Source organism: Priestia megaterium NBRC 15308 = ATCC 14581, assembly GCF_000832985.1.
Taxonomy (GTDB): domain Bacteria; phylum Bacillota; class Bacilli; order Bacillales; family Bacillaceae_H; genus Priestia; species Priestia megaterium.
In genome coordinates, this window is sequence record NZ_CP009920.1 from 4,958,486 (window position 1) to 4,985,314 (window position 26,829).

27 protein-coding genes and 1 other annotated feature are annotated in these 26,829 nt (G+C 40.1%); of the genes, 7 read left to right on the forward strand and 20 right to left on the reverse strand.

Translation table 11 applies throughout. The annotated features are described in order from the left end of the window. The first annotated feature begins 328 nt into the window (after positions 1-328). Positions 329-529: a cold-shock protein gene (locus BG04_RS25455; RefSeq protein WP_013057405.1), complete on the forward strand. Its 201-nt coding sequence runs from the start codon at positions 329-331 to the stop codon at positions 527-529. Between the two features lie 204 nt (positions 530-733). Here the strand turns inward: BG04_RS25455 and pdxR are convergent, their stop codons facing one another. Both pdxR and BG04_RS25465 read right to left on the reverse strand, forming a co-directional pair. After that, positions 734-2,167 carry a MocR-like pyridoxine biosynthesis transcription factor PdxR gene (gene pdxR / locus BG04_RS25460; RefSeq protein WP_034651371.1) on the reverse strand — a complete coding sequence of 478 codons (1,434 nt, stop codon included), beginning with the start codon at positions 2,165-2,167 and terminating at the stop codon, positions 734-736. 300 nt (positions 2,168-2,467) lie between these two features. Then, positions 2,468-4,168 carry a pyruvate oxidase gene (locus tag BG04_RS25465; RefSeq protein ID WP_034651369.1) on the reverse strand — a complete coding sequence of 567 codons (1,701 nt, stop codon included), beginning with the start codon at positions 4,166-4,168 and terminating at the stop codon, positions 2,468-2,470. Positions 4,169-4,451: 283 nt separating this feature from the next. Here BG04_RS25465 and BG04_RS25470 point away from each other — a divergent pair, with 283 nt between their 5' ends. After that, positions 4,452-4,652: a cold-shock protein gene (locus BG04_RS25470; protein ID WP_013057408.1), complete on the forward strand. Its 201-nt coding sequence runs from the start codon at positions 4,452-4,454 to the stop codon at positions 4,650-4,652. A 192-nt stretch (positions 4,653-4,844) separates the two neighbouring features. Here BG04_RS25470 and yjcZ read toward each other — a convergent pair whose 3' ends face one another. Next, positions 4,845-4,982, reverse strand: coding sequence for a sporulation protein YjcZ (gene yjcZ / locus BG04_RS25475; protein WP_013057409.1), 138 nt, complete (start codon positions 4,980-4,982; stop codon positions 4,845-4,847). 267 nt (positions 4,983-5,249) lie between these two features. On the opposite strand from yjcZ, the gene BG04_RS25480 reads away from it, so the two are divergent. Continuing rightward, complete coding sequence (locus BG04_RS25480) at positions 5,250-5,486, forward strand: hypothetical protein (protein ID WP_016764460.1); 237 nt, start codon at positions 5,250-5,252, stop codon at positions 5,484-5,486. Between the two features lie 29 nt (positions 5,487-5,515). Here the strand turns inward: BG04_RS25480 and BG04_RS25485 are convergent, their stop codons facing one another. Together BG04_RS25485 and BG04_RS25490 are read right to left on the reverse strand one after the other, a co-directional pair. Next, positions 5,516-5,788: a hypothetical protein gene (locus BG04_RS25485; RefSeq protein ID WP_034651364.1), complete on the reverse strand. Its 273-nt coding sequence runs from the start codon at positions 5,786-5,788 to the stop codon at positions 5,516-5,518. Between the two features lie 143 nt (positions 5,789-5,931). Further along, a complete protein-coding gene (locus BG04_RS25490; protein ID WP_034651361.1) occupies positions 5,932-6,129 on the reverse strand; it encodes a hypothetical protein in 198 nt (65 codons plus the stop codon). Between the two features lie 307 nt (positions 6,130-6,436). Between BG04_RS25490 and BG04_RS25495 the strand changes: the two genes are divergently transcribed. Beyond that, the gene (locus BG04_RS25495; RefSeq protein WP_034651359.1) at positions 6,437-7,219 is read left to right on the forward strand and encodes an SDR family oxidoreductase; all 783 of its coding nucleotides are present in this window, start codon (positions 6,437-6,439) and stop codon (positions 7,217-7,219) included. Between the two features lie 16 nt (positions 7,220-7,235). On the opposite strand, the gene BG04_RS25500 is transcribed toward BG04_RS25495, so the two are convergent. The 4 genes from BG04_RS25500 to BG04_RS25515 form a co-directional block, all read right to left on the reverse strand. Beyond that, on the reverse strand, positions 7,236-8,012 hold the full coding sequence (locus BG04_RS25500; RefSeq protein ID WP_034651357.1) for an SDR family oxidoreductase: 777 nt from the start codon (positions 8,010-8,012) through the stop codon (positions 7,236-7,238). Positions 8,013-8,115: 103 nt separating this feature from the next. Continuing rightward, on the reverse strand, positions 8,116-9,078 hold the full coding sequence (locus BG04_RS25505; RefSeq protein WP_034651354.1) for a quinone oxidoreductase family protein: 963 nt from the start codon (positions 9,076-9,078) through the stop codon (positions 8,116-8,118). 118 nt (positions 9,079-9,196) lie between these two features. Further along, positions 9,197-10,711, reverse strand: coding sequence for a succinyl-CoA:acetate CoA-transferase ScpC (locus tag BG04_RS25510; RefSeq protein WP_034651351.1), 1,515 nt, complete (start codon positions 10,709-10,711; stop codon positions 9,197-9,199). Between the two features lie 132 nt (positions 10,712-10,843). Then, entirely contained in the window at positions 10,844-11,488 is a 645-nt protein-coding gene (locus tag BG04_RS25515; RefSeq protein WP_013083502.1) for a LytTR family DNA-binding domain-containing protein, read from the reverse strand. A 158-nt stretch (positions 11,489-11,646) separates the two neighbouring features. Here BG04_RS25515 and BG04_RS25520 point away from each other — a divergent pair, with 158 nt between their 5' ends. After that, positions 11,647-12,327, forward strand: coding sequence for a DUF421 domain-containing protein (locus BG04_RS25520; protein WP_028408225.1), 681 nt, complete (start codon positions 11,647-11,649; stop codon positions 12,325-12,327). Positions 12,328-12,360: 33 nt separating this feature from the next. On the opposite strand, the gene BG04_RS25525 is transcribed toward BG04_RS25520, so the two are convergent. The 4 genes from BG04_RS25525 to BG04_RS25540 all read right to left on the reverse strand — a co-directional run bounded on the left by BG04_RS25525 (position 12,361) and on the right by BG04_RS25540 (position 17,090). Next, complete coding sequence (locus BG04_RS25525; RefSeq protein WP_034655116.1) at positions 12,361-13,848, reverse strand: DHA2 family efflux MFS transporter permease subunit; 1,488 nt, start codon at positions 13,846-13,848, stop codon at positions 12,361-12,363. A gap of 279 nt (positions 13,849-14,127) precedes the next feature. After that, positions 14,128-14,685 (reverse strand): 3D domain-containing protein, encoded by a 558-nt coding sequence (locus BG04_RS25530; RefSeq protein WP_013083505.1) that lies wholly within the window; start codon positions 14,683-14,685, stop codon positions 14,128-14,130. 549 nt (positions 14,686-15,234) lie between these two features. Then, a complete protein-coding gene (locus BG04_RS25535) occupies positions 15,235-16,119 on the reverse strand; it encodes a superoxide dismutase (RefSeq protein WP_034651345.1) in 885 nt (294 codons plus the stop codon). Positions 16,120-16,259: 140 nt separating this feature from the next. Then, on the reverse strand, positions 16,260-17,090 hold the full coding sequence (locus BG04_RS25540) for a hypothetical protein (protein ID WP_034651343.1): 831 nt from the start codon (positions 17,088-17,090) through the stop codon (positions 16,260-16,262). A 231-nt stretch (positions 17,091-17,321) separates the two neighbouring features. Between BG04_RS25540 and BG04_RS25545 the strand changes: the two genes are divergently transcribed. Next, the gene (locus BG04_RS25545; RefSeq protein ID WP_034651341.1) at positions 17,322-17,987 is read left to right on the forward strand and encodes a cupin domain-containing protein; all 666 of its coding nucleotides are present in this window, start codon (positions 17,322-17,324) and stop codon (positions 17,985-17,987) included. A 54-nt stretch (positions 17,988-18,041) separates the two neighbouring features. Here BG04_RS25545 and BG04_RS25550 read toward each other — a convergent pair whose 3' ends face one another. The 3 genes from BG04_RS25550 to BG04_RS25560 form a co-directional block, all read right to left on the reverse strand. After that, on the reverse strand, positions 18,042-18,275 hold the full coding sequence (locus tag BG04_RS25550; RefSeq protein WP_013057425.1) for a hypothetical protein: 234 nt from the start codon (positions 18,273-18,275) through the stop codon (positions 18,042-18,044). 64 nt (positions 18,276-18,339) lie between these two features. Next, positions 18,340-18,924 (reverse strand): hypothetical protein, encoded by a 585-nt coding sequence (locus BG04_RS25555; RefSeq protein WP_034651339.1) that lies wholly within the window; start codon positions 18,922-18,924, stop codon positions 18,340-18,342. A gap of 84 nt (positions 18,925-19,008) precedes the next feature. After that, a complete protein-coding gene (locus BG04_RS25560) occupies positions 19,009-19,716 on the reverse strand; it encodes a Type 1 glutamine amidotransferase-like domain-containing protein (RefSeq protein ID WP_034651336.1) in 708 nt (235 codons plus the stop codon). A 106-nt stretch (positions 19,717-19,822) separates the two neighbouring features. Here BG04_RS25560 and BG04_RS25565 point away from each other — a divergent pair, with 106 nt between their 5' ends. Beyond that, positions 19,823-20,326, forward strand: coding sequence for an immunoglobulin-like domain-containing protein (locus BG04_RS25565; protein WP_034651332.1), 504 nt, complete (start codon positions 19,823-19,825; stop codon positions 20,324-20,326). 42 nt (positions 20,327-20,368) lie between these two features. Here BG04_RS25565 and ileS read toward each other — a convergent pair whose 3' ends face one another. The 4 genes from ileS to BG04_RS25585 form a co-directional block, all read right to left on the reverse strand. Further along, positions 20,369-23,467 (reverse strand): isoleucine--tRNA ligase, encoded by a 3,099-nt coding sequence (gene ileS / locus BG04_RS25570; protein ID WP_034651330.1) that lies wholly within the window; start codon positions 23,465-23,467, stop codon positions 20,369-20,371. A gap of 52 nt (positions 23,468-23,519) precedes the next feature. Next, positions 23,520-23,761 (reverse strand) — a binding site (T-box leader). Positions 23,762-23,979: 218 nt separating this feature from the next. After that, entirely contained in the window at positions 23,980-25,329 is a 1,350-nt protein-coding gene (locus BG04_RS25575; RefSeq protein ID WP_034651327.1) for an FAD-binding oxidoreductase, read from the reverse strand. A 431-nt stretch (positions 25,330-25,760) separates the two neighbouring features. After that, positions 25,761-26,207, reverse strand: coding sequence for an SMI1/KNR4 family protein (locus BG04_RS25580; protein ID WP_034651324.1), 447 nt, complete (start codon positions 26,205-26,207; stop codon positions 25,761-25,763). 122 nt (positions 26,208-26,329) lie between these two features. Then, complete coding sequence (locus BG04_RS25585; protein WP_034651321.1) at positions 26,330-26,818, reverse strand: hypothetical protein; 489 nt, start codon at positions 26,816-26,818, stop codon at positions 26,330-26,332. Between the last annotated feature and the right edge of the window lie 11 nt (positions 26,819-26,829).

The window sequence follows — 26,829 nt, forward strand, 5'->3', positions numbered from 1 at the left end:
AGCACTCAGTATGTACATTTATACTTGTTTTCTACCTTTAGAAAAACCATATTTTCATTATTATATAACTACAGGAAAAGCGAATACAAAGAATAGCCTTTCTAAAATGTTCAAAATGTGACATTTTTTAGACGTGTCTTATGAAAAACTTGTCAAAAAAACACGGATACTTTTTAGATAAAGCGCTTGCAAGCATAGGAAATTTCTGCTAAGATATAAGAGAATTATTTTTGTTCGGTGGGGATGTATGAGTATTGTCACTTTTCGTCTTTAGATTTGAGCAAGAATAGTACCACAATGTGCGAGTCCGCACGAGGAGGCAACAATTATGGAACAAGGTAAAGTAAAATGGTTTAACGCAGAAAAAGGTTTTGGATTCATCGAGCGCGAAGGTGGAGACGATGTATTCGTACACTTCTCAGCAATCCAAAGCGAAGGCTTCAAATCTTTAGACGAAGGTCAAGCTGTAACATTTGACGTAGAACAAGGTCAACGCGGACCTCAAGCTGCTAACGTTCAAAAAGCATAAGAAACACAACATATCAGAAACAGATCCTTTAAAGGATCTGTTTTTTTGTGTACAAACATAAAAAAGCCCTGTTTTTCAACAGGGCCAGTCGGTACAAATACAGAAGTAAAGTTAATGGTACTCTTAGTATAGCACAAGATCATAACAATCTATACGAAATAATAAAATAAAACTTTCATCCGGTACGTTTACCTATGTTTATAGCTATTCCAGACTCTCTAGGGCGCTCGCAAATCGTTTGATTCCTTCTCGAATAACCTCTTCTTCCCCTCTGCCAAACGTAAAGCGAATAGCTCCGCTTTGAGAACTCAGCACGCTTCCTGGTACAAAAGCCACACCCCTTTTAAGCGATTCTTCCAGTAGACGATAGTCATCGACCGGCTGATTCACTTTGCACCATAAGTGAATTCCGCCTTGAGGTGAATCAAAAGATACTTTTGATCCGAGCAATTCGTTCAGACTCGACGACAGGGCATACTCTTGCTTTTTGAGCTCTTGTCTAAGCTTTTCAATATGCGAAGAAAACGTAGGAGAATCTAAGAATTGATAAGCAATCCACTGCGGAAAGATGCTGTGACCAAAGTCAATTTGCTGCTTAGCGTCTGCCAGGCGCTGAATCACTTGCTCTGGCCCTACTATCCAGCCAATTCGAAGACCCGATGCCACGATTTTAGAAAGCGAGCTGATATAGAGGACATTTCCGTTCTCGTCCATCGATTTCAGCGTTTGATGTACATTTCCGTCAAATGCCGTGAGTGAATAAGGATCATCTTCAATAAGCGGAATGCCGTATTCTGAAGACAGCTCTAAAAACCGCTTTCGGCGTGCTTCTGATAACACAATACCGGTCGGGTTTTGATAATACGGATTTAAAAAAACCATACGAATACGATGCTTTTTATGTAATTCTACTAAGTCCTCCGGGTTGGCTCCATTTTTATCTACAGGCAGCAAAAACGTTCGTAAACCTGCTGATTGAAAAAGCGGCAGTGAATAGCTATAGGACGGATCTTCAATCGCTACTGCATCTCCTGGTTTTAACAAACACTGAACAATCAAATGAAGTGCTTGCTGTGCACCTGATGTAATTAAAATGGAATTAGCATCGGTGGAGATTTTTCGGTACTCATGAACATGAGCAGCAATAGCGTCACGCAGACGTTCATTGCCGTGAGGATGATCATAGCCTAAATGCTCATTAAACGGCATGCCCGCTAATATTCGCTGAAAATCTTCACTTGGAAATAAGCTAGGAGCTAATTCTCCGCTGGCTAAGTTTACAAAATCTGTTCGCAAAGCTTCGCTTCTTATTCGCTGTACGAGCGGTAAATTAGGCAAAAATGAACCGTCTTCTACATATCTCCCCCAGTTTGGAATACGTTTACGGGAAATCCCCCAGATGCTCGAACTAACTCGCGTGCCGCTTCCTTTTTTACGTTCTACGATTCCAAGTGCCTGCAGTTCTTCATAAGCAGCTACTACCGTGCTTCTGTTCACGTTTAGCTCAGCAGCAAGCGTTCGTTCTGATGGCAGCATAGAATCCGGCGGAAACGCTCCCGATGAAATACAGCTTTCAATATATTCTGCAATTTGTTTATAAATCGCTTTTTTGCTAGCGCGATCTGGTCTCCAGTTCATGCGGCGTCAGTCCTTACATTTAAACTTTCTTATTAGTAGTTTATCCTTTATCTCTCTTATCTTAAAGCAGTTTTATAAAAAAAGACCATCCAATTCGGTGTTTTTTTGCTCATCCACTTTACAAAATAAATATAATATCACCTCTTTTCATTTGCCAGCATTTAAGTTTACATAATAATTTTATAGTTAATTAAAATACATTCACCATTCCAACAAAAAAAATCCAAACGAAGTTGATTCTCCATTAAGAGCTTCAATTCATCGTTCAGATCTTTAAATACTTTCGTCACAGCCTCTTTTTTATAGAGGCGGTAAATCTAGCTTGCCTTCTTGAAACAATTCTTTCACCATATGCTTGGCATAACCCGTTGCTTGTCCTAGCGTAATCTTAGCTGGCATAGGCGCTTCGTTTGCATCAACGATTACATCGATAATACACGGCTTGTTTTGCCTAACAGCACTTTCAAAAGCCGGCAGCAGCTCTTCTTCTTTTTCTACTCGGTAGCCAACACCTCCGCAAATATCTGCATACCTAGCAAAATTCGGGTTTGTTAAATCTGTCCCAAATTCAGCATTTCCCATTACTTCTTGTTCAAATTTAATCATGCCAATTTTATGATTGTTAAATAGCACTACGACTAGCGGAAGGTTGTATTTAACAGCTGTAATAAAATCTGCCATTGTCATCGCAAAGCCGCCGTCTCCACATACCGCAAACACCTGCTTCTCGGGATAAGCAATTTTTCCAGCAAGTGCGCCCGGCAGCCCGCAGCCGAGAGTCGCTAGCCAGCTTGAAATCACAAACTGCTGATTTGTCATACGAAAATGACGCGCCATCCATACTGTGACGTTTCCTACATCTACAGACAAGACCGCATTATCATCCGCTACGTGCTGAAGCGCTCGAATCACTCGCTGAGGCTTGATAGGTACACTTTCTTTGGCTTCTTGGGTATCAAGCTGATTCCACCACTTTTTCATACGTTCTTGACTTTGCTCTAAAAACTGGCGATGCTCTGAGCGGCCAACGTTTTCTAAAAACCACTGAACCGTTGCTTTCGCTTCTCCTGCAAGCCCTGCATCTACAGGGTATCTTTTGCCAATTTGTGCAGGATCAATATCAATATGAATCGTTTTCGCATGGTCTGGCAAAAAGCCTGTAAACGGATAGGACGTCCCAATCATGATGAGCGTATCCGCTTCTTGCATCGCTTCATACGCTGGCTTTGTCCCGATTAACCCAAGTCCTCCGAGACAATATGGATGTTCATCCGGTACTGCGCCTTTTCCAGGAAGCGTAAGGACAATAGGTGCCGCGATTTTTTCTGCAAATGCAAGCAGCTCTTCTCTCATTTCATGTGTGCCGCGACCAGCTAAAATAACCGGACTTTCTGCTTTACCAATCAAATCTTTTGCTTTTTCAAGGTCTTCTCTGTGAGGAAAGACGTCTTGTTTAACGATTATGCTTGATGTTTCCCGTGCTTCTGATCCGACTTCAAAACGAGGAATATCATCGGGAATGGTTAACACAGCCACACCTTTTTTAGCATAAGCTGTTCGAATCGCTTGATTGACAACAGTCGGAAGCTGCTCAGCGGACATGACTCGCTGGTTATATACAGCCACGTCATCGAACATTCGCTCTAAATTAATTTCTTGAAACGCATCGCTTCCGATGAGATCTGATTCTACTTGCCCCGTAAGTGCTAACACGGGAGCTTTGTCTAACTTTGCATCATACAAACCATTCAGTAAATGAATCGCTCCCGGTCCGGCAATAGCCGTGCATACACCGATTTTACCGGTTAGCTTTGCATATGCAGCCGCTGCGAGAGCTCCCGCTTCTTCATGCCTCACTTGAATAAATTTAATTTTATCCTGGGCTTTGCGAAGCGGTTCAATAATTGAATTAATGGAGTCTCCTGGCATGCCGTAAATATGATCAACGCCCCATTCAATTAACAGTTCAATCAGTTTTTCCCCTGCTTTCTGTTTAAACATATGACTGACCCCTTTCTTCTTATATATAGAGATAGTGTGACCTGATACGCTCTTTCTTACTTATTTTCACTCATATAATTTTCGTTTTCATTCATTAAATGAATGAACCACTTTCGTTAAATTTTCTTCATTCCTTGCAATTATCATTAACTTTTGCTATTCTATAAGAAGAATTATTTTTGTTCGGCAACAATCGATAGGTGAATACTTTCGTCTTAAAGATTTTGATCATGAGCAAGGATAGTAATACAATGTGTGCATAGCACACGAGGAGGCAACATTCATGGAAAAAGGTACAGTAAAATGGTTTAACGCAGAAAAAGGTTTCGGATTTATCGAGCGCGAAAACGGCGACGATGTATTCGTACATTTCTCAGCAATCCAAAGCGAAGGATTCAAATCTTTAGACGAAGGTCAAGCTGTAACATTCGACGTTGAAGAAGGTCAACGCGGACCTCAAGCTGCTAACGTTCAAAAAGCATAAGTAGAAAAAGACTCTGATTTCAGAGTCTTTTTTTTATGTAGAACCACGCATAAAACCTTTTTAACGTGCAGTTTGTACACGTTATTATAAATAATAAACTAAAAAAGTCTCTTCATCCCGAAGAGACTTTTTGTGGAAGAAATAGTTGAAGAAATAAAGTGTGGATGTTGCGTCGTCATCATTTTTTAATAATTAGCACCAGCCGCCGCCGAAGCAAGAAGCGCCGATGATGATTAATAAGATGAAAAGTACAATGATTAAAGCGAAACCGCCGCCGCAGCCACCGCCGCCATAACCACAACCGTATCCGTAACCTCCGTAGTATCCCATGTGTTTCACCTCCATTTGCTATACTTTAAGATATGTGGATTTAGTTAAATTGCTCCTAATAATTCCATAGAACTTTTGAAAATGTTTGTCATACACTAAAAATACTGCGTTTTTCAAACATGCCCCATAAAGAGATAAAGCATTTGATTTTATGGGCATTTACTCCTCTTTTCTTTATCTTTTAAAAATGTAATCGCTCCCTTTTTCATGAATGTACACCGTGCTGAATACCTTTAGTTATGTACACTCACACGGGAGGGATTTAATATGTTAACACTCGAAATTTCAAAGCAAATCGTTAAAAACGTCTACCCTATTGTCTTATCGAATCGGAGTAAAATCTTTCAAGAGGAAGTGAGCGTCGCCGCTTTGCAAGACTACTTTGGTCTTGATCATGCCTTTAGCGTGTATGCAGCTGCCACCATTATTTATCATCTAGAAGCCGACGGGTATGTATCCAAACCTCTGAAGCGCAATGAATACAAACGAATTTTGCTCAAATAAAAACAAGCATCCCCGCAAGGATGCTTGTCTTATTTATAGCTATACCTGTCGAATAACTGCTCGACTCTTTTATGGTAATCGGCAAGGTAGTCAGAAAGCTCAGTTTTACTCAATTTATTTGCCTGTTCCTCAAATAGTGACAGCAGCGAAATTTTAATCATTGCCATTTCCGTTTCCGAGCGATTTTCATTTCGCAAATCTTTTCTTAAATTCCACAGGCTTTGCTCCATTTCATGCTTCAATTGTTCTAGTGAGTGTGGTTTTTCAGATCCGGCACGAATATCTTTTTTAAATCCACTCATCTTATCACTCCTCGCATTTGCACCTGCTAGATAGTATCTAATGTATACTATACCATAAATAACTATACGAGGCTTAAGCATGCCTTTTAAGCAATTGGTCACAAAATAAAAAACATCTCGTTGGATGTCTTTAACGTTACCTTTTATCTTACTTCGTCTTCTTCACCTTTTACATATTTAAAAAATGAATCAATCATTTCGTTTAAAAAATCATTGCGATCTTCAAAATTCATAATTTCTAAAAATTCCACAATATCCTTATCTAAACTAATAGAAGCGGGAACATAAGCAGCCGCTTCCCTTCTTTGCGGGAATGGAATCACATTATTTCTCTTCTTCATAAAACACCGTCCTTTTTCTGTGCTTTACTAGTGTAAGCTTTCAAGGAACGATTTGCAAGTCCCTCTGATGTAAAATTTTATATAAATATTCTTCTGAAAAGACAGGGTATATCTTTAGCTGCTCAAGTAGGCCCATTTGACATTAGCTTTTTCATATTCTGGCGTCATATTAATAATTCGCTGCTGTTTTCTCTTTTCCTTTTGGCATCTTTTAGCAAATTTAAACACAAATATTTTAAAAGAGGTTTTTATTTCCTTCGTATAGGCTAAAGAAAGGAAACAACATTTTTATATGGAGGGGTTACAAATGATTGCATTAACTGGAAAAGTTGCGCTTGTGACGGGAGCGGCGTCTGGAATTGGACGCGCTTCAGCCATTACACTAGCTGAACAAGGAGCGCGCGTTGCTCTTTTAGATTTAGACGAAGAAAAATTACAAGAAGTAAAAGAGACCATCATGTCGAGCGGCGGAGAGTGTATAGCCATTAAAACAGACGTATCTGACTCTGAAAGTATAAAAGAGAGTATCGAAACGATCAGCAGCTTATGGAGTCAATTACATATTATTTCTATTAACGCAGGCATCAACGGTACGTTCTCTTCTATTGAAGAACTATCACCAGAAGATTGGACAAAAACGATTGATACAAATTTAACAAGTACTTTTTTAACTGTGAAGCATTCTATTCCTTATTTGAAAGCTCAGGGAGGAAGCATTATTATTACTAGCTCAATTAACGGCAACCGTACATTTTCAAATATCGGCATGAGCGCATACAGTTCCTCAAAGGCTGGCCAAATGGCGTTCGGCAAAATGGCAGCTCTTGAACTTTCTACATACGGAATACGGGTAAACGTCATTTGTCCAGGAGCAGTTGATACAAATATTGAAAGCAATACATTCCGTCAAGAAGACAAATTAAAAGAAGTAGCGATTCCAATTGAATATCCAAATGGCAATCAACCGCTTGCTAAACGCTCAGCTAAGCCCGAAGAAGTAGCAGATTTAATCTTCTTTTTAGCTTCTGACGCGTCCAAACATATTACCGGAAGTGAAATGTTTATTGACGGCGGAGAATCGCTGCTGTAACGTACAAGCCCCTGCATTATCTGCCAGGGGCTTGTTTTTTGCTTTTATGCACAACGTCTACTCCACCCGAAGCAGATATAATGCTGCCTGTAATCATATCTGAGTTTTCATCACAAAGAAACTCAATAATACGCGCAATGTCTTCTCCCGTACCTGATCGGCCCACAGGCGTTTCCTTGTCTTCTAGTAATCTTGCTTTTATAATATCACTTTCTTTCATGTCTCCTACAATATCTCCGGGACAGACCATATTGGCCGTAATCCCGTATTCGGCTACTTCTAGAGCAAGCGATTTGGTCAGAGAAGCTAGCCCTGACTTAGCGGCACTAAAAGCCGCGCGGTACATCCATCCAGGGGTGTGCTCTACATCTTGAAAACCGTATGTAATAACCCTTCCAAACTGCTGCTTTTTCATAATAGGAACAACCGCTTTTACAAAATGAAAAACGGAGCTTAAATTCCCTTCCAGCATTTCATACCATTCACTATCTGTGTACTCTATTAATTTTTTTCTTTCAAATACATATGGACCTGCATTATTAATTAAAACATCAATACGTCCAAATCGTTCCATGACCTGGGCAACGACATGTTCAATATCTGCTTTACTCGTTATATCTCCTTCTACAAACTGTACGTTGTCTTTATATTGATGCCATTCTTTTTGCAGTTCTCGCACTTTATTTTTATCACTTCGAAAATGGACGGTAACGGAATACTGCTTTTTTAAAAACTGTTCTGTTACCTTCTTGCCAATACCTTTATGACCCGCTGTAATCAATGCATGTTTCATCTTCCTTCACCTCTTTCACTCTACTTATCTACTATATATATTAGACAGCTCCTTAGTTTCTCCTTTACTAACAAAAAAAGCCCTTGACTAAAGGGCCTTTCTTTTACGGTCTTAACAAAATTTTCCCTATACTTTTCCGGCTTTCAAGCAGCTCATGTGCTTTTGCTCCGTCTTTTAAGTCAAACACCACGGGATCGGTTAGCACAAGCTGACGTTTACTAATCCACTCAAACAGCTGCTGTGAACGTACTTTGCGTTCTTCATGTGACACAAGCACGTTCCATAAGTCTCCGCCTGTAAGCGTTTTAGAGGTATCCATCAGCATACGCGGGTCGACCGGGGCCGGATCGCCTCCTGCCATTCCGTAAAATACCACGGTTCCGTTTGTTTTTACGGCTTCAAAGCTTTTTTCTAGCGTAACTCCTACAGATTCATAGGCAACATCTGCGCCTCGCTTCGTTACTTCTTTCACTTGTTCCACCCAGTTATCTACGTATAAAAAGACATAGTCAGCGCCTGCTTGAGCCGCTGCTTTTGCTTTTTCAGAAGATGACGTTAAGCCAATGACCTGTCCGCCTAATAGCTTAGCAATTTGAACTAAAAGCTGACCTACGCCTCCAGCAGCTGCGTGAACAAGTACATAATCGCCGGGCTGAATACTGTAGCTGTCTTGTGTTAAATAGTGCGCCGTTAACCCTTGTAAAAGCACAGAAGCAGCTGCATCAAACGAAATATCGTCAGGTACGGCAATGATTTTATCTTGTGGCACGGCAACAAGCTCTGCATTTGCAAAAGGAACGTCAGCAAACGCAATACGGTCTCCTACGTTAACGTGACTTACTTCTGCTCCTACTTCTTCTACCACACCTGCTCCTTCATATCCTAAAATATACGGAGGTGTACCCGTTAAGTGATAGTTCCCTTTTCTTCGGTACACATCCGCAAAATTAAGTCCAATTGCTTTTGTTCTTACCAATACGTCTGTTGGACCAATAGAGGGGTTCGGTATATCTTGATAGTGAAGAACGTCAGGTCCTCCAAATCTTTCAAATACTAATGCTTTCATAGATAAGTTACCTCGTTTTCTTTATGTATTCCCTTTCATCGTAATTCAACGAGATAACAAACACAAGTTTCTTACTCAGCAAAAAACGCTTTGTCTCCTCAGGAGACAAAGCGTTCTTTTACTTTGTTTGCGCTACAACTTCTCGCATCGTCCCATTTTTTTGATAAAACGTATGAAAAGAAAAGGCTTTTTCAAGAACGTGCGGTGTTTGTCCGCCTCGCGTGAGCGCTTCTTCGTAATACGCCATAAGCTGGTCGCGGTACATTGGGTGGGCACAATTTTTAATGATTCGTTTTGCTCGTTCTCTTGGAGCGAGTCCGCGCAGGTCTGCGTATCCTTGCTCTGTTACAATCACATCAACATCGTGTTCCGTATGATCAACGTGCGAAACAAACGGCACTATGCTTGAAATATCACCGTTTTTAGCAATGGATTTTGTTACAAAAATACCAAGGCGCGCATTTCGGGCAAAATCTCCTGAGCCTCCGATTCCGTTCATCATTTTTGTTCCCATCACATGCGTGGAATTGACGTTTCCGTAAATGTCTAGCTCTAGGGCAGTGTTAATAGAAATCAGTCCTAAGCGACGAATGATTTCGGGATGGTTTGAAATTTCCTGCGGGCGAAGAATGAGCTTATCTCGATAGGCTTCAAAATTAGAGAAAACTTGTTCCATTTTATCTGCTGAAAGCGTAATTGAGCAGCAGGAGGCAAACGTAACTTTTCCTGCGTCAAATAAATCAAACACAGCATCCTGCAATACTTCTGAATACACCTCTAAATCATGAAACTCTGAATCTAACAAACCGTGGAAAACGGCATTTGCCACAGATCCAATTCCAGATTGTAAAGGAGCAAGCGATTCAGTTAATCGCCCTTCTTTAATTTCTTCACGTAAAAATGAAATCAAATTTTGAGCCATTACAACCGTTTCTTCGTCAGGTGCTACAATCGTAGACGGTGAATCTAGCTGATTTGTAAATACAATACCCTTTACTTTATCTAAATCAATTGGTATGCCTAACGAACCAATACGATCATCAGATTTTTTCAAAGGAATTGCATCTCGCTGTCCTTGAACGCCCGGATCATACAGATCGTGAATACCTTCTAACAGCTCTGGCTGCGCTGTGTTAATTTCAATAATAATAGATTTTGCATGCTCGGCAAACACCATTGAATTGCCAATTGACGTTGTTGGAATCATCATTCCGTCACCTGTGATAGAAACCGCTTCCAAAATAGCGAAATCTATTGAATCTAACACGCCTGAACGTACCCATTCAGAAGTATGCGATAAATGCTGATCAATAAACTGAAATTCACCTTCATTAATTTTTTTACGCATGGTAGGGTCCGCCTGAAAGGGCAAACGTTTATTTAACATGCCTTTTTCTGCAAATAGCTTATCCACATCTGACCCAAGTGAAGCACCGGTATACACGCTTACTTTTATCGGTTCTGTTTCCGCTCGTTTCGCTAGCGCAAACGGTACAGCTTTGACATCCCCCGCGCGTGTAAAACCGCTTAGACCAAGGGTCATTCCATCTTGAATCCAAGATGCTGCTTCTTCAGCAGAGACAACGCGATTCTGTAGTGCTTCATGCTTAATTCGACTGCAAACGTTTTCCATTCTGTTCACTCCTTGTTTTTGCTCTTTTTTACCATTTTACTGTAAAGCAAGCGTCTACAAGAGTTTTTGGAATGAAATGGACAAAAATAGCGATAAAACAGCATATTTGATGATAATTAAGCAAAATGACGGTTAAAACCCAAGGAGTTTTCGAAAATAGCTGGCGTACGACTGACTGACCGGAATTTTTTCTCCGCTGCTCATTACTAGTAAAAAAGTTGAATGTGTATCAGGATAAATTTCTTGAATTTGCGTCACATTGACGATAAAGGAACGATGACAGCGCACAAACTCTTCTTTTGGAAGCACATAATCAAATTCATTTAACGTGTATTTATGCGTACCCGTATACTTCTGTGCGTACACATATGTTTTTCGGTCACGCGCTTCTACGTAGATAATTTTTGAGAAAGGAACCGGTATCCATCCCTCGTTCACCTTTAACGTCACAACTGACTTTCCGCTCGTTAACGCAGGAAAAATCGCCGTCACGCACCCTTGAACCTCTCCTTCGTCTAAGAAAGGCACGGCCATGCCGTAGTAAGGCGTGCCAAACACGTCTCGGTGAATAAATTCTGATACTTTTTGCTTTCGTTCTAATGCTTTATATGTAATCGTTCCTTTTTTAATTTGATCTCCAGGGCTGATTTTTAAATTAATTCGTTTACTTGCCCGGTAATACACGTACGTTTCTAGATCTGAAACGGCAATCGACGCTTCATCAGAGAACAATTCGCTGATAACGTCTAATAATGCTGAAGCTTTAAATGGTTTCATCTTTTCACCTTCTTTTGTCTAGTCAAACACGCTGCTTCTTTATTGTAGCGCAAAAGCAAAAGCTAGTGGGAAAGAAGCATGGAATTTATCTTTTCAACTGCATAAAATTTCTATTTTTTCACAACATAAAACAATGAAATGAAGGAAGGGTGAAATGTATGGGCTATGCTGAATCGACGTTTCGAATCGCCTGTTCATTTTTTGTGCTGCTTCTTTTAACGCGGCTCATGGGAAAAACAGAAATCAGCCAGCTAAATGTGTTTACGTTTATTACGGCGATTACGATTGGTAATATTGCTTCTTCCCTCTCCACTGATAAGCGAGTAGAGATTGATAAAGGAGTTTATTCACTGCTAGGATGGACATTTTTAACGATCGCTATGGGCTATCTTGGAATGAAATCGAAAAAAGCGCGCCATCTTATTACCGGTGAGCCTAAAATTGTGATTAAGCAAGGGAAAGTGATGGAAAAGGCATTAAAACAAGTCCGGCTAGATATTGAATCTCTTTTAGGCATGCTGAGGCAGCAAAACGTATTTTCCATAAAAGATGTAGAATACGCCATATTAGAAATCAACGGAAACCTTTCCGTTATGCAAAAACAAGATAAAAAGCCGAACTCGTGGTCAAAAACGCTTTTATTTCCCACTTCAACGGGCGTTATTTACGATGGAAAAGCGAATGAAGATGCCTTGAAGGACCTGCATGTAGATAATAATTGGCTGCATAAACAGCTAGAAAAAGCGGGAGTCAACTCAATTGATGACGTCTTTTACGCTGAGGTCCAGTCCGACGGATCGCTTTACATTGACTATAAAAAAGACAAATTTAACTCATAAAAAAAATCCGTACCAAAAGGCACGGATTTTTTATTAGCTTGCTTTTTTCACACGATTTGTAATGGTATCTTCTTTTGGTGATGTTTTACGAATAAAGAAGGCTAAAACAAACGCTATCACACTTAAAATCGTTGCAATCATAAACGCATCGTTAATACCCATTGCCGTACCTTGATTCACAGCTTCAGCCATACTGCCTTTATCTGCCGGCAAAATTTGCTGATTCGTTACGATGTTTTTCACGTGTTTTTCACCTTGATTCATCATAATAGATACAAAGAACGCCATTCCTACAGCTCCAGCAACCATTCGCAGCGTATTAACCATCGCTGTGCCGTATTTATTTAAGCTAAGCGCAAGCTCATTTAATCCTGCTGTAAATATTGGCATCATGAGCAGCGACATACCAAACATACGAACAGTATAAACAATCATTACATACATAAATGTTGTTGTTGTTTCAAGTTTTGTTAGTTCATATGTTGTCACAACGGTAATCGCTAAACCAATAACAGCAAGCCATCTTGCTCCAAACTTATCAAACAGACGTCCTGTAATCGGAGACATAATCCCCATTACAATTCCCCCTGGCAGTAACAGCAAGCCTGAAAGAAACGGTGAAAAACCGCGTACGTTTTGCATATAAATCGGCATTAAAATCATACCTGAAAACATTGCCATTGTTACAATCACGTTAATGATTGTTGTTAAAGTGAACATACGGTAACGGAAAATACGGAATTCAAGAAGCGGCTGATCGATTTTTAACTGACGGAAAATAAAGAACAGAATTGAAATACCGCCTACAATGAACATAGCTAATACTTCAGTGCTGGTCCAGCCCTTTGTACCGCCCGTAGCGAACGCATAAAGCAAGCCGCCAAATCCAACTGTTGACAAAATAACGCCAAGCACATCTAGCTTAGGTCGGCTTGTTTCCGTCACGTTTTTCACTAAAATAATAGCCGCAATTACGTTAATGAGTGCAATTGGAAACATCATAAAGAATAAAACGCGCCATGAGTAGTGCTCAACTATTAAACCAGAAAGCGTCGGCCCTACTGCCGGTGCGAAGTTCATCGCTACACCAAAAATCCCCATCGCAAAGCCGCGTCGGTCAGGCGGGAATAATGTAAAAATAACGTTGGTAATTAACGGAAATAAAATCCCTGCTCCTGCTGCTTGCACGACGCGTCCCACTAAAATAACGGAAAATGTCGGTGCAATACCGCAAAGCAGTGTTCCTACTGTAAACAGCCCCATTGCTGTAATATACAGCTGCCTTGTAGTAAATCGATTCATTAAAAATGCTGTAATTGGAATAACAATTCCGTTTACTAACATAAAGATGGTTGTTAACCAGTTACCCGTAGCCGCCGTTACATGGAAATGATCCATCATTTGCGGAAGCGCAATGTTAATCAGCGTTTGATTTAAAAAAGCGACGAGCGCTCCCATTATCATTACGCCAAAAATAGACCGAGTTCGGGCTTGATCGGACTGTTGTGTTTGTGTATTCATTTTAACAAGACCTTTCCCTTTAAAATTATCTGTATGTAAATCTTCAGATGACAACCAGGTTAAGAATATATTTTATGTGTTCATTCTATTAATTTATGTCACGAATATTTAATGAACTTAATTATATACCGGATAAATATATCTGTTTCCGAAATATTTGTCAACAAATATGATCATTTTCGTAAAACTTTTCCATCAGTATATATAAAGTAGTATACCCTTTAATGAAGAAAAAAATGAGAGCCCTTCAACGAAGGCTCTCATTTCCTTAAGAAATACTTATTTTAAGATTTGAACTTTTACTGTTTTTCTTCCCCATTTTAACGCTTCTTTTTGAGAAGGAAGAAGAACGTCAATTTTATTTCCTTTAATCGCACCGCCCGTATCAGCTGCGATTGCCGTGCCGTAACCCTCTACGTATACTTTTGAACCAAGCTTAATCACTTTTGGATCGACAGAAATCACTTTTTGATTTGGATTCTTTTTCAAGTCAATTCCAATCGCTGTTTTTCCGCTGCAGCCTTTGCAGTTCGCTGTATACGCTGTTGCTGTTACTTTAAATTCTTTCACAACGTTTGAAGACTTCGCAGGCGCTGCTTTAGCAGGCGTGCTTGATTTTGTTTGAGATACTTTTAATACTTGTTTCGGATGAATGCTGTCTGACTTTAAGTTATTCCACTGTTTCAGCTGACTAACCGATACTTTATATGTCTTTGCAATTTTGTATAGCGAATCTCCGCTTTTTACTGTATATGTATTTGTTGCAGCTGATGCACCACTTGCCACTCCGAACAGTGACATTAGAACTAAACTGAACGTAATCATTGTCTTTTTCATGTAATTGATTTCCCCTTTATCTACCAATACATAAAAAATAACACATGAATATTACAGTTATATTTCAGTAACATGTCAATAGTTTGATAGTTTAGTTACAGTAAAAATAAAGATTCTTCCTTTTAAACTAGTAAATTAATCACCTTTACTCTTCAAAAACATACATATTTAGGTATATGACGGTGCTTTTACACACATTTATAATGGATTATTTCATTTGTAACATTTCACTGGTTCTAGAGGCTTATACTTTGTTTTATATTGGTTATTTAGAACATAGTTTATTTAAAATTAATAAATGCGTTAAAGGAGCTTAATATAAATCACTTTTTACACCGTTGGTTGGAGAGCAAGACTTCGCTTTCCACTGGAGTCTTGCTCTTCAACCAACAACTAGAAACGCATACATATATGGCCGCCATAACAATAAAAAATCCGAACGAGTTGGATTCTCTATCAAGAATCTCAATTCATCGTTCGGATTTTTCTTCCACTAAAATACTTTTATCATAGCCTTTTTATTTGAAATTAAGATGCCTGCATTACTTGTTAATATGGCTGCCACTGAAGCATTTTAGCTGCCTCGAACCTTTTTTCTACATTTGGCCAGTAAACTATTTTCCACCAATTATCAACGTACGGATCACGTTCATTTTTGTACTGCAAATAATAGGCGTGTTCCCATACGTCTAATACGAGCAGCGGAATCGTATCCCACTGCGTGAGAAGCTGATGGCGCTCAGCTTGCAGAACTTCGAGCTTTCGCGAACGCGGCGACCATACTAAGATAGCCCAGCCAACACCCTCTACTTTTTTTGCAGCTTGAGAAAAGTGCATCATAAACTTCTCATAGCTGCCAAAGTCTTTTTGAAGCTGCTGCAGCAGCTGTCGTCTCGGCCTCCCTCCTCCTTCTGGACTCATAATTTCCCAAAAGATTGTATGCAAGTAATGACCGGAGCCATGAAAAGAAGCTTCCCGTTCCCAATGTTTTATGAGGTCAAAATTGTTTGTGTTACGGGCTTGCTGAAGCATGAGCTCTGCTTTATTTAATCCATCTACATAGCTTTGATGGTGCTTGCTGTGATGAAGACGCATAATTTCCCGGTTAATATACGGTTCAAGAGCTGAATAGCTATAGCCAAGCGGCGGCAGCTCGTGCTGTCCTGGCGCTATCGATTCTCGCTCCCTGCCGTCGTCTCCGAGCCGCTCTTTTAAGACTTTATCAATATGCCGCACTGCATTATTGATTTCTTCTAACGTATATTCGTTGACATCTTCTTCACTTAAATATTCAAGAACGTCTTCTTGCGTGCGCGTTATATATGACGTTATATCTACTTCTGTAATGGCTTCTTCAAATACCGGATCACATACTTGTTCAAGCCAGGTCTGAACTTCCATCAAGTATCTTTTTCTCTCATCTTGATCGGCCATACTTTCCCTCCTTACACCTCATCTTCACTATCATATTCAAAAGAAAAAGCAACATAACTTCCTACTTGTATCTATTGAGTTAGAAAATTCGACATAAAAAAGGCAAGAGTTCCTTTAAGCTTGAACTCTTGCCTTTTTTATTATATTTTCTTTGCCATATTCACATAATCAATCGTTTCTTGCTTGCTAACAGCCGCGTGCTTCAGCTTTGGATTATAATAGAGCTCGACTTTTATATTATTGATTTCACAGTCATCTGGCATATCCTGCAAATCCGTTAAAAATGGCAGCAAGTGATTGTTCATATCGTATTCAAACGCCCCGTTTTGCAAGTAATACACCTTCGGCACATAGTTAATATGGCGAAAAAACTTCACTGCGTTAATTCGCTCACCGTATAAGGCTATCACTTCATCTTCTGTCAAGTTCGGATAAGATAAATTAAACACTTGCCGAACCGGCGTTTTCAGCCACTTGGTCAAGCAAGTCTGCGGATTGTTGACAAGCGCTTTTGCTCCTTTTACGTACCCCGCTAAAAACATCGACATAAAGCCGCCGCCTGATGATCCGTAAAACAGCACATTGGACGAATTCACGTGCACTTTTTTCATGAACTTTTCAATTAAAACGGCAATGTCTTTTAAATAAAAACGGTCGCTTGTCCCTTGTCCCCACGCAAGCGAAACCTTTCCTAAGTAAAGCGTAGGATCGTTATAATAAATAATGGAATCTTGGAATTCATTCATCCACGAATGGCGCTGAAAATAAGGAGGACCTGCCGGCATTTCCTGACTTGCCCCTCCTCCTGAGCCAAACACAAGCAAATGAGAAGACTCTCTTTTCAGCCTTATTAAAAACTCAAACAGCACTCCGTTCCACTCGACCGCGACTAAAACGGGCCTATTAAACGGCAGCTGAAGTTCATCTAGCTTTTCATACGTACTAGTTATTTTTTCATATTGATCAAGCAACAGCCCTGCAACTCACTTTCCTTAAAATGATCTGTCGTATGCGTCTGACATTGATCATGGCTCTATAAAAAAAGAACCTGTTACAGTGTATGAAAATCAGTGGACAAATGATTGTACATCTCATCAAAAAGAGGCCCTTACCACATTTCCGCCTAGGCTTCTGTCACGAAATACAACGCTTCACATACGATACAGCATCATAAAAAATTCAAGGATCGGAGCTGAAGACTGTTGTCAACGTCTTATATGGATTACAATAATCCAAACGTGCAATACTTTTCTGATGTGAATAAAAACAGACTTAACACGCGAAACGATCAAAATTACATTAACCGATTAGGTCGGGATGTGCTCAACACATTAGGAAATGTGTCGTTACTCGATATTTATTTAAGCAAAAGCCGCGTGGTCGAACCGCACTATCATCAAAATGCCGCTGAGCTTGTTTACTGTATTTCAGGCTCAGCCGTCGTTTCATTAATCAATCCATTTAACAACGAAGTCACAAATATTCCGATTACTCCCGGTCAAGTAGCCAATATCCCTCAAGGCTGGTGGCACTGGGAGATTGCGTCTGAAGACAATACGCATTTACTTGCCATTTTTGACGCCCCTTACCCGGAATACATTTTTGGATCGGACATTTTAAATAAGACGCCTATTGAAGTCCTTGCTCACACGTATTGCTTAGACCCGGAGCAGCTAAAGAAAACGCTGGCTCCGTTAAAAAATCAAACCATCGTGATTGGACCAACGGACGAATGCGGAGAAAAAGAACAATATAAAAAGGAAAAACAAGCTGGCCCAGCCTACTATCACACGGCTCCTTATACGTATCCTTCGCCTCAGAATCCCTACTATCACCCTCAAAGCCCCTATCACTATCGGTACTGGTAGAAACAAAAAAACCCCGCTGCCAATGCAACGGGGTTTCTTAACGAATACATAACATTATTGTTCTTCTATATACGTGCTATGAAAGGCTGCTTCAATATATGCAACTTGGAAATGATAATGTCCAATTAAATATTTCACAATGTCCACCTGGTCGATTTTGCCGGGCTTATCGACCATCGCTTCTTTTACCATTTCTTCGAATGTACCTTGATCAAACTGTTCTTCATGGACAACAATTGTCTCAGAGTACATTTCGTCTTGTCCTTCTGAAATGCGATAGTAATACAATTTTTTCACCTCGATTTGTCTTAAGTGTATGTATACCCTTAACTACTCATTTTGAAACATTTTTTCAACGTTCTTTTTCCGCTTTACGATAGGCTGCGGCTTTTGCTTTTACAAGCAGCCTTGTAACCCAGTACGCCACTAACGTTATTCCTATATCAATAAGAAAAATATAAAACAAACTCATTCCTTTTTCTGAATCAATAAATTTAAAATGGTGTTCAAGAGGCGCCAGCCCAAATGAAAAAACAGCGCTCAGCAGAATCGTATACAGATAAAAATTCTTTTGCCGATTCGTACAATATTGATAAAGCAGCAGAAAGCCTACTGGCAAAATAGAAGCGGTAATATTCGTTGCGTTGGGAAGCAGCGGCGTTAAGAAAAACGTGTGCCTTAAATGACCGCTTCTCCCAAGTGCAATATCAATATATGCCCAGAGCATATGCACTGTGTAACCGAAGAAAAACACCTCAAAGATCCTCGTCCAATCTACGGTAAAATACAACAACACAAGAGGAAGAACGAGCGAAGCAAGTACCACCCAAAACTGCCAGTTTCCGAAATCTGAATACTGATGCCAATACGACGATAATAACTCCTGCAGCTTATCGCTTTGTTCATGTATGTTTCCCCAGTATCGTTCATAACTCACTGAAGTAACCTCCTATATAGAGTCTCTGCTTATGTATGTACGAATAAGCTCCATTTTATACAGAGAAACATGGAAAGCAGCCATTTATTGCTTGCCATCACCCAAATAGGTCACCGGGAGTTCCTGCTCAATGACTTTACTTGCTTTTCGATTAACAGCATACGCTTTTGCTGTTGGTCTTGAACTAACTGATACCGATAGCTTTTCATCTTTAAAATGCAGCGCGACTCCATCATCTACAGCATAGCCTTCTTTCATTTCTCCGCTTGCCATTAACTCATGATACGACGGTCTTCGATTGCTTTCTCCGTCGTAATGAGGACAGTTGCTGCCGGTTAAAAAACCTAAACAGTCGATTTTAGACAGGTTGTTGTTCATTGAATCAGTGACGCCTTCTTCAAACCAGCAAATCGAACCTGCGCTTATTCCTGCTAAGATTATTCCTTTTTTATAAGCTTCTTTTAGAATTGTATCAAGTCCCCACTCTTTCCATAAAGAAAGCATATTCCTTGTATTACCGCCGCCCACATACAAAATGTCGTGCTGCATCACATATGCTTCTAAATTCATAAAATTTTGAGAAAACAGCGATAAATGAGACGGTGTGCATATCAACTTCTCAAACGCTTCATAAAACCTTTTTATATAATTATCCGCATCTCCGCTTGCTGTAGGGATAAAGCAGATTTTCGGCACATCTGTATGAGCTTGTGGAAGTATGTATTGATCCAGCAGCAGATTATCCGGCTCCATCGAAAAACCTCCGCCGCCCATGGCTATAATTTGTCTCATTTCAATCATTCCTTTCAAAAAAGTGATATAGAAAATGTAAAATCATACTATTTCTCATAGATGACTTTCCGTATAATGGAAGAGTGAAAAAGGTGGTGCAAAGCTTTTGAAAATAGTACGAACACTTTTACTAATACTAGGCATTTTTATTATTTTGTTTTGTATTTTTGGCTATATCGATTATAACGGTCAAAAAATGGAACTAGGAGCCAAACAAGAAAAACACATTCCTTCCTCCATTAACACTGACGGAGGTACCATTACGCTATCTGCTGTAAGCGAAAAGTACGATAAAACGCAGTTTGGCTTTTTTGTTATCCAAAACAATTCGACGCATACCTTAACAATTCCTTATGAAAATACGGCGGATCACTTAAAAGACGGAAAGTGGTACGAAGTTGTGCTAAACGGATTAGAGTTCCCTGATAAAACCATCACGCTGAAGCCAGGGAAATCATTCAAACTAGATATCGCAACTCCTAACTACAAGATAGGAAAATACCGTTTTGTGCAGCACTTTAGAGATGAAAACGGAAAAGAGCATGTGTTAGCGGCTCCTTTTGAAATCGTTTGGCCGAGTCTTAAGAACGTTCTCGGGCAGTTTGATTAAAGGTAAAAAAGCACTTACCCGCTATGAGGTAAGTGCTTTTTATCAGCTCTGATTTAAAACGCGAAGCACAACTTGCTTTGTTCCGACTTTTACCGTCTCTCCGTTTTTAATAGTTTCTTTCACACTGAGACTGTGCAGCAAAAGATTTTCTTGAAGCAGCGTTTCAAACTTCGCCACGGCTTTCTGTACTTCTTCGTCTCCGCTAAGCTCTAAATTAATACGTGAATTCACGGGTAAATCCAGCTTTTTACGATAATCTTGAACCGCTCGAATTACTTCACGAGCGACTCCTTCCTGCACGAGTTCTTCCGTTAACGCCGTATCCAACACCGCAGTATACATGCCGTTTGATGCCACTGCAAAACCTTCTTTTGGCACTTTTTCAACAAGTACGTCTTCCGTTTCAAGCGTTAGGTTCTCTCCTGAAGCAAGCGTAACACTTAGCTTGCCTTGTTCAACAAACTCTTTCCCTTTCTCTTCTGAAAGGTTTTTCAGCGCTTGGTTGACCTCATTCACCTGTTTTCCAAACTTTGGTCCAGCCTGTTTAAAATCCAGTTTTAATACGTATGAAACCAGTTTGTCGTCGTCTTGCTCCACGTTAAAGTTCTTTACATTAAGCTCATCTTTGATGACATCACGATATGCTTTCCACTCTACATCTTCTTCCGTTACCACAAGTGAAAGACTCTGCAAAGGCTGCTTTACTTTTAACGAATGCGTATTTCGGATGCTTCGGCCTAGTTCCACTACTTGAAGCACCGCTGCCATTTCTTTTTCCAGCTTTTCGTTCACTTTCGTTTGATCACATGCAGGATAGTCTGCTAAATGAACGCTTTTCCCTGTCAGATTTTCATGAACATCATCCGCAACAAACGGGGTAAACGGTGCTAATAGTTGACTTAATGTCACTAGTACTTCATGAAGCGTATCGTAAGCTGCTGCTTTTTCGCCGTCCATTCCTTCTGACCAAAAACGATCGCGGGAACGTCGCACATACCAGTTGCTTAGCTCTTCAATGAATACAGCGATTTCACGAGCCGCGCTTGTAAATCCGTAATCTTCAAGATGTACTGTTGCGCGCTTGACCGTGCTGTGCAAACGTGAAAGAATCCATTCATCCAATTTTGTTTTTTTTAATTCATACGTTTGCTCCGGATCATAGCCGTCAAGCTTAGCGTACAGCACGTAAAAGCCGTACACGTTCACAAGTGTATCAATGACTTTTGACTTCGCTTCTTGCACGACACGCTCTGAAAATTTCTTCGGATTCCAAGGTGCACTGTCTGCTAAAAGCGCCCATCTAAGCGCATCCGCACCAAATGTATGAATAAGATCAACAGGGTCTAGCGCATTTCCTTTACTTTTAGACATCTTTTGACCGTTTTCATCTAAGACGTGGCCAAGAGACAAAACGCGCTTATACGGTGCTTTTCCTGTAAAGAGCGTTGAAACTGCCATCAAGCTGTAAAACCAGCCGCGCGTTTGATCAATTCCTTCTGCGATAACGTCTGCTGGAAACTGCTTTTGAAACAGTTCGCTGTTTTCAAACGGATAGTGATACTGTGCAAACGGCATCGACCCGCTGTCAAACCAAACGTCAATCACTTCCGGCGTCCGCTTCATTTCTCCGCTGCAGACCGGACACGTTAGCTGCACGTCATCTACATACGGCTTATGAAGTTCAATGCTGTCATCAACGTAATGAGACGCATGTTTCTGAAGCTCTTTGATGCTTTTCGGCGCTACTTGATGCTGACACCCTTCGCATTCCCATACGTTCAGCGGCGTTCCCCAGTAGCGCTTTCTGCTGATGTTCCAGTCCACCATATTTTCCAAAAATTTGCCAAAGCGACCGTGCTTGATATGATCCGGGTACCACTTCACGCTTTCATTATTTTTCAAAAATTGTTCTTTTAACGCCGTCGTTTGGATAAACCAGCTTTCATTTGCGTAATAAAGAAGCGGCGAGTCACATCTCCAGCAAAACGGATAGCTGTGCTCATGCTTTTCTTTATGATACAGCACGTCTTGATTCGCTAAATAACGTACGATATCAACGTCGCAGTCTTTCACGAAACGTCCTTGAAACGGCGGCACTTCAGATGTGTACTGGCCTTTTTCATCCACAACATTCACAAATGAAAAGCCGTTTTCTTTTACAACTCTGTAATCATCTTCCCCGTAAGCAGGTGCTAAATGAACAACGCCCGTTCCGCTTTGGTCCGTTACATAATCAGCCGTTACCACTTCATGCCCTTTTTCCACTTTCACAAAATTAAACGGCGGCTCATACGACATTCCTTTTAACTCATTTCCTTTATGATGAGATAAAACGCTATATTCTCCTTTTAACACTTTGTCTGCGAGCGCTTCTGCCACTATATACACGCTGTCGCCTTGCTCGGCGCGAACGTAGCTCATCTCTTCATGCACCGCAAGCGCCACGTTTGATGGAAGCGTCCAAGGCGTTGTCGTCCAGCCCAAAAAATACTCATTATCGCGGTTTTTCACTTTAAATTTGACCGTTACCGTTAAATCTTTTACATCTTTATACCCTTGCGCCACTTCATGCGAACTCAGCGACGTTTGACAGCTCGGGCAGTAAGGTGATACGCGGTGGCCTTTATAAAGAAGTCCTTTATCATGAATCGTGCCAAGCACGTTCCATACACTTTCAATGTATGAATTCTCCAAGGTGATGTAAGGGTCTTCCATATCAACCCAATAGCCAAGCTGCTCTGTGAACGTGCGCCACTGCTTTTCATACACAAACACACTTTCCTTACACTTGTTGATAAAAGCTTCTACCCCGTATTTTTCAATATCATGCTTTCCTGAAATTCCGAGCTGCTTTTCAACACCGAGCTCAACCGGAAGTCCGTGCGTATCCCAGCCTGCTTTTCTGATTACTTGATGCCCTGTCATCGTCTTATAACGAGCCACCACGTCTTTAATCGTCCGGCCTAGCGCGTGCCCAACGTGAGGCAAACCATTTGCTGTTGGAGGCCCTTCATAAAATACAAACGAAGGATACCCTTCTCGATTTTGAACCGACTGCTGAAACACATTTCCTTTTTGCCACTGCTGCTGGATACGCTGTTCGCGCTCTTGCGAAGACTCCCTTACATTCACTTCTTTCATGTGATACCACTCCTTTTAAAGTTAAAAGCACACAAAGAAACCCGTCCCTATGACTAGGGACGGGTTTTAACCGCGGTACCACCCTGGCTTCTATTGATCCGTTCATCAATAGCACTCAGCAACGTACAATCATACGCGTTCTTTTTAACGGTAGACTACCGTTCAAACTTACTTACAGTTCAGTTTGACTTCTCAGAGAGGATATTCCCCTGCAGCTTGAACACCGGCTTTCAGCTATCACCAGCTCTCTGTGGAACAAACTTGCAGGGTACTGATTCTCTTCAACGAATTTGTGTGCTTTTATTAGTAGCTATTGTATGCGGTTTGGAAGGGAATGTCAATGTTTATGAAATTTATATATGTTTTTTCTTATAATATAGTCCTCCAATGATAAAATAACCGCTTACTACTGTTTGCTGCCTTTTTCACGCTCTCAGGAAAAGGCAATGTACACAAAAAACCACCTCATTTAAGGTGGGTATTATTTGGCTCCCCGACTTGAAAGATGCTCTTTAAAACCAGTTAATAAAAGGCGGGATGCTCTGAGGGAAATGAAATAGATTGCACGGGTCATATGCTCGTTTCACTTCTCGAAGCTTTTTAAAATTCTCTCCATAATACGCCGTTGGCCAATCTCTGATGAACCGGTCCGGCCAGTTCACATAATCTCCAGTTGTATATCTCGATAAAGCATTTCTTAATTCTTCAATCCAGCGAATGTTTGCTCGCTCTTCTGAAGGATGGCTCCATGTAGCAAGGTACTCCTGTGCGATAATAGCATCTCTATAATAGAAGGCCGTTTCATTAGAGCCCACTTCCTCCACTGCTCCTCCAAGAGACTGGTGCCAAATACTAGATTTTTCATTCGGAGCATTTTCTAAAAAATGCTTCATTGTTAAAATGGCCTCTTTTGGAAAAGGTTTATTAAGAAAAGAACCTGACCTTTTTCGAGGGGCGGGTTGGTTTCCGCTCGGATCGTCAAAAAATTGTACAGCTTCAATATATGAAACTTCCTTTATTACTACTTTTTTAGGACACCCAACATCTATTAAAGGCTGCAGAAGTTCCTTTAACTTGAATGATGAACCAACGAATTCACCTTGAGCAATAATCTGATTCGCTTCTTTCGATTTTAACTCAATCTCCGAAGTTAAGCGCTTATCGGTATTTGTGGCCCAGTGCTGCCATGCATCAAAAGCAGCTTCGAAATCTTCCCATTCCCATGTAATTGAAAAGATTGACACCTTTGAAATAGGCTGCACCTTAAAGGTAAGAGACGTAACAATACCAAAGTTTCCACCCCCGCCTCCGCAACAAGCCCAAAAGAGATCACTGTTGTGATTTTTATTTGCCTTAATGAGTTCAACTTCTCTTTGTTCATTTACTATGGCCATTTCAACTTCAAGCAAATTATCACAGGTAAGCCCAAACAACCTTGATAACATCCCAATTCCTCCGCCAAGCACAAGGCCTACAAGACCAACACTGCTTTCCGTACCTGCAGGGATAGTCGTTCCTTTTTTCCATAATTCATTATATACTTTCCCTAGATTAGCTCCTGCTTCTATTTTCGCTGTCATGCTTTTACTGTCGATCTTGATTCCATCCATTTCACTGACATCAATCACTAATCCACCGTTTACTAGTGAAAAATTTTCATAGCTATGCCTGCCGCTTCTTATTCGAAATGGGACATGATTTTCCTTTACCCACTTCAATGCATTTACTACATCGTTTGTATTCTGACAAAATACAATTATTCTCGGAAATTTAGGCACACCTAAATTATTATTTGTTCTAGCCTGTTCATATTCCGCATCATCAGGTGTAACGATTCGTCCAGTAAGCTTTGTTTCCTCCACGATATAACCCCTTTCTTAATACAGATAAGATGCTATATCCTATGAATTTTCTTCAAAAAAGACACACAGTTTAAAGGGGAGAAATAGAGAGTAGAAAACTTACTGGAGGGGTTCTGGACAGAATACTAATTTATTTTCGATGCATCAACTCTCTTGTTGTAGATAAGTTTTCAGTTGAACAAATCTTTGCTGTCGATTAAATTTTTCCTGACGGGGTTGTAAACTATATAAATTGAAGTACTTTTATTTTCCGTTAAATTATTTAAACGCGCTACATCACGGATTTTTTTATTTGAGTATAGGACAATTTATATTCTTGAAATGAATGATTCGTCTTTCCGAAAATGAACCTTCTTAATTGTATTTGCCTAAAAAAACATTGGTTAAAGCTTAGCCAACGGTTTTGTCAGGTTCTTCATTTTATCTATTACTCAGATATCGTATCCTGCTAGATCAATATAGTAATTATCATCCTCCATCACCTTCTCTAAAAACTCTTCTAAGGAATCGGCGATCTTTATATCATCGTAATAAATCGCATTATGCTGCTCCTGACTTATTTCTATCAGCAGCAGCGCACTTTCGTTGGCTTCAAAAAATAACAATTTGCCCTCTTCCAGCTCTTCGTAAAGTTCGATATCAGGGTAAAATTCGAAATCGTTTACTTTTAATCTAGCGTCTCTGATGGAAGAAGGGCCCATAATGCGGTTTATATTATATTCAGATCCCTGGAGAAAACCATAACCCACCTCTAAAAAAAACTTCCTTAACTCAAAAGGAAGCTTTAAGCCTAACGTTCCTTCTACTCCTTCAATATCACTTTCACATACGGAATAAAATTGATTATCTTTTTGATTCGTGACAAAGTCGTATCTCATCATTTCCTCTCCTTTATAACTTACACATACGTACACTCATTACACATTGCTTAACTTAATCCTCATCAGACAAAGCAAAAGCATCACTAACATCCTCTAATTCTTCCATGATGCCATTGAAGTCACCCTCTATATGCAACAATTCCACCATCTGGATAATCCCCACACCATCCACAAGGCAAATACCCGGATCTATGTAATTTAAATATGCTTTCAAAGAAGTTATTTTTAGTACCATTAACCGCTCTACTAATTGCACAATTGTTTAAATCTGCTACGATGTCTTCAAAAAAGGCATCATAATCTTGTAGGCTCTGTCGTAAGTTTTCAGCTATAACTTCTACTATTCCTTCTAACTCACGAGGTTTTTCAGCGTCCGTTAAATCATAATATCGCTCCCATACGTCACTCATTTTTAATTCTCTAATGTCTTTCCAACTGTATTCTTCTTCACCATATACTTCTTCATATGCAAGATATTCAGCCTTACCATAATCGTATATTACTTGTATTTTATCTACATCTTCTTTTTCTAGAGAAACCTGGCCATAATTTTTTGATAGCTCAATGACCTCTTCTACTAGAGTATTAAACTTACCACCATTATTCATTACTTATGGAG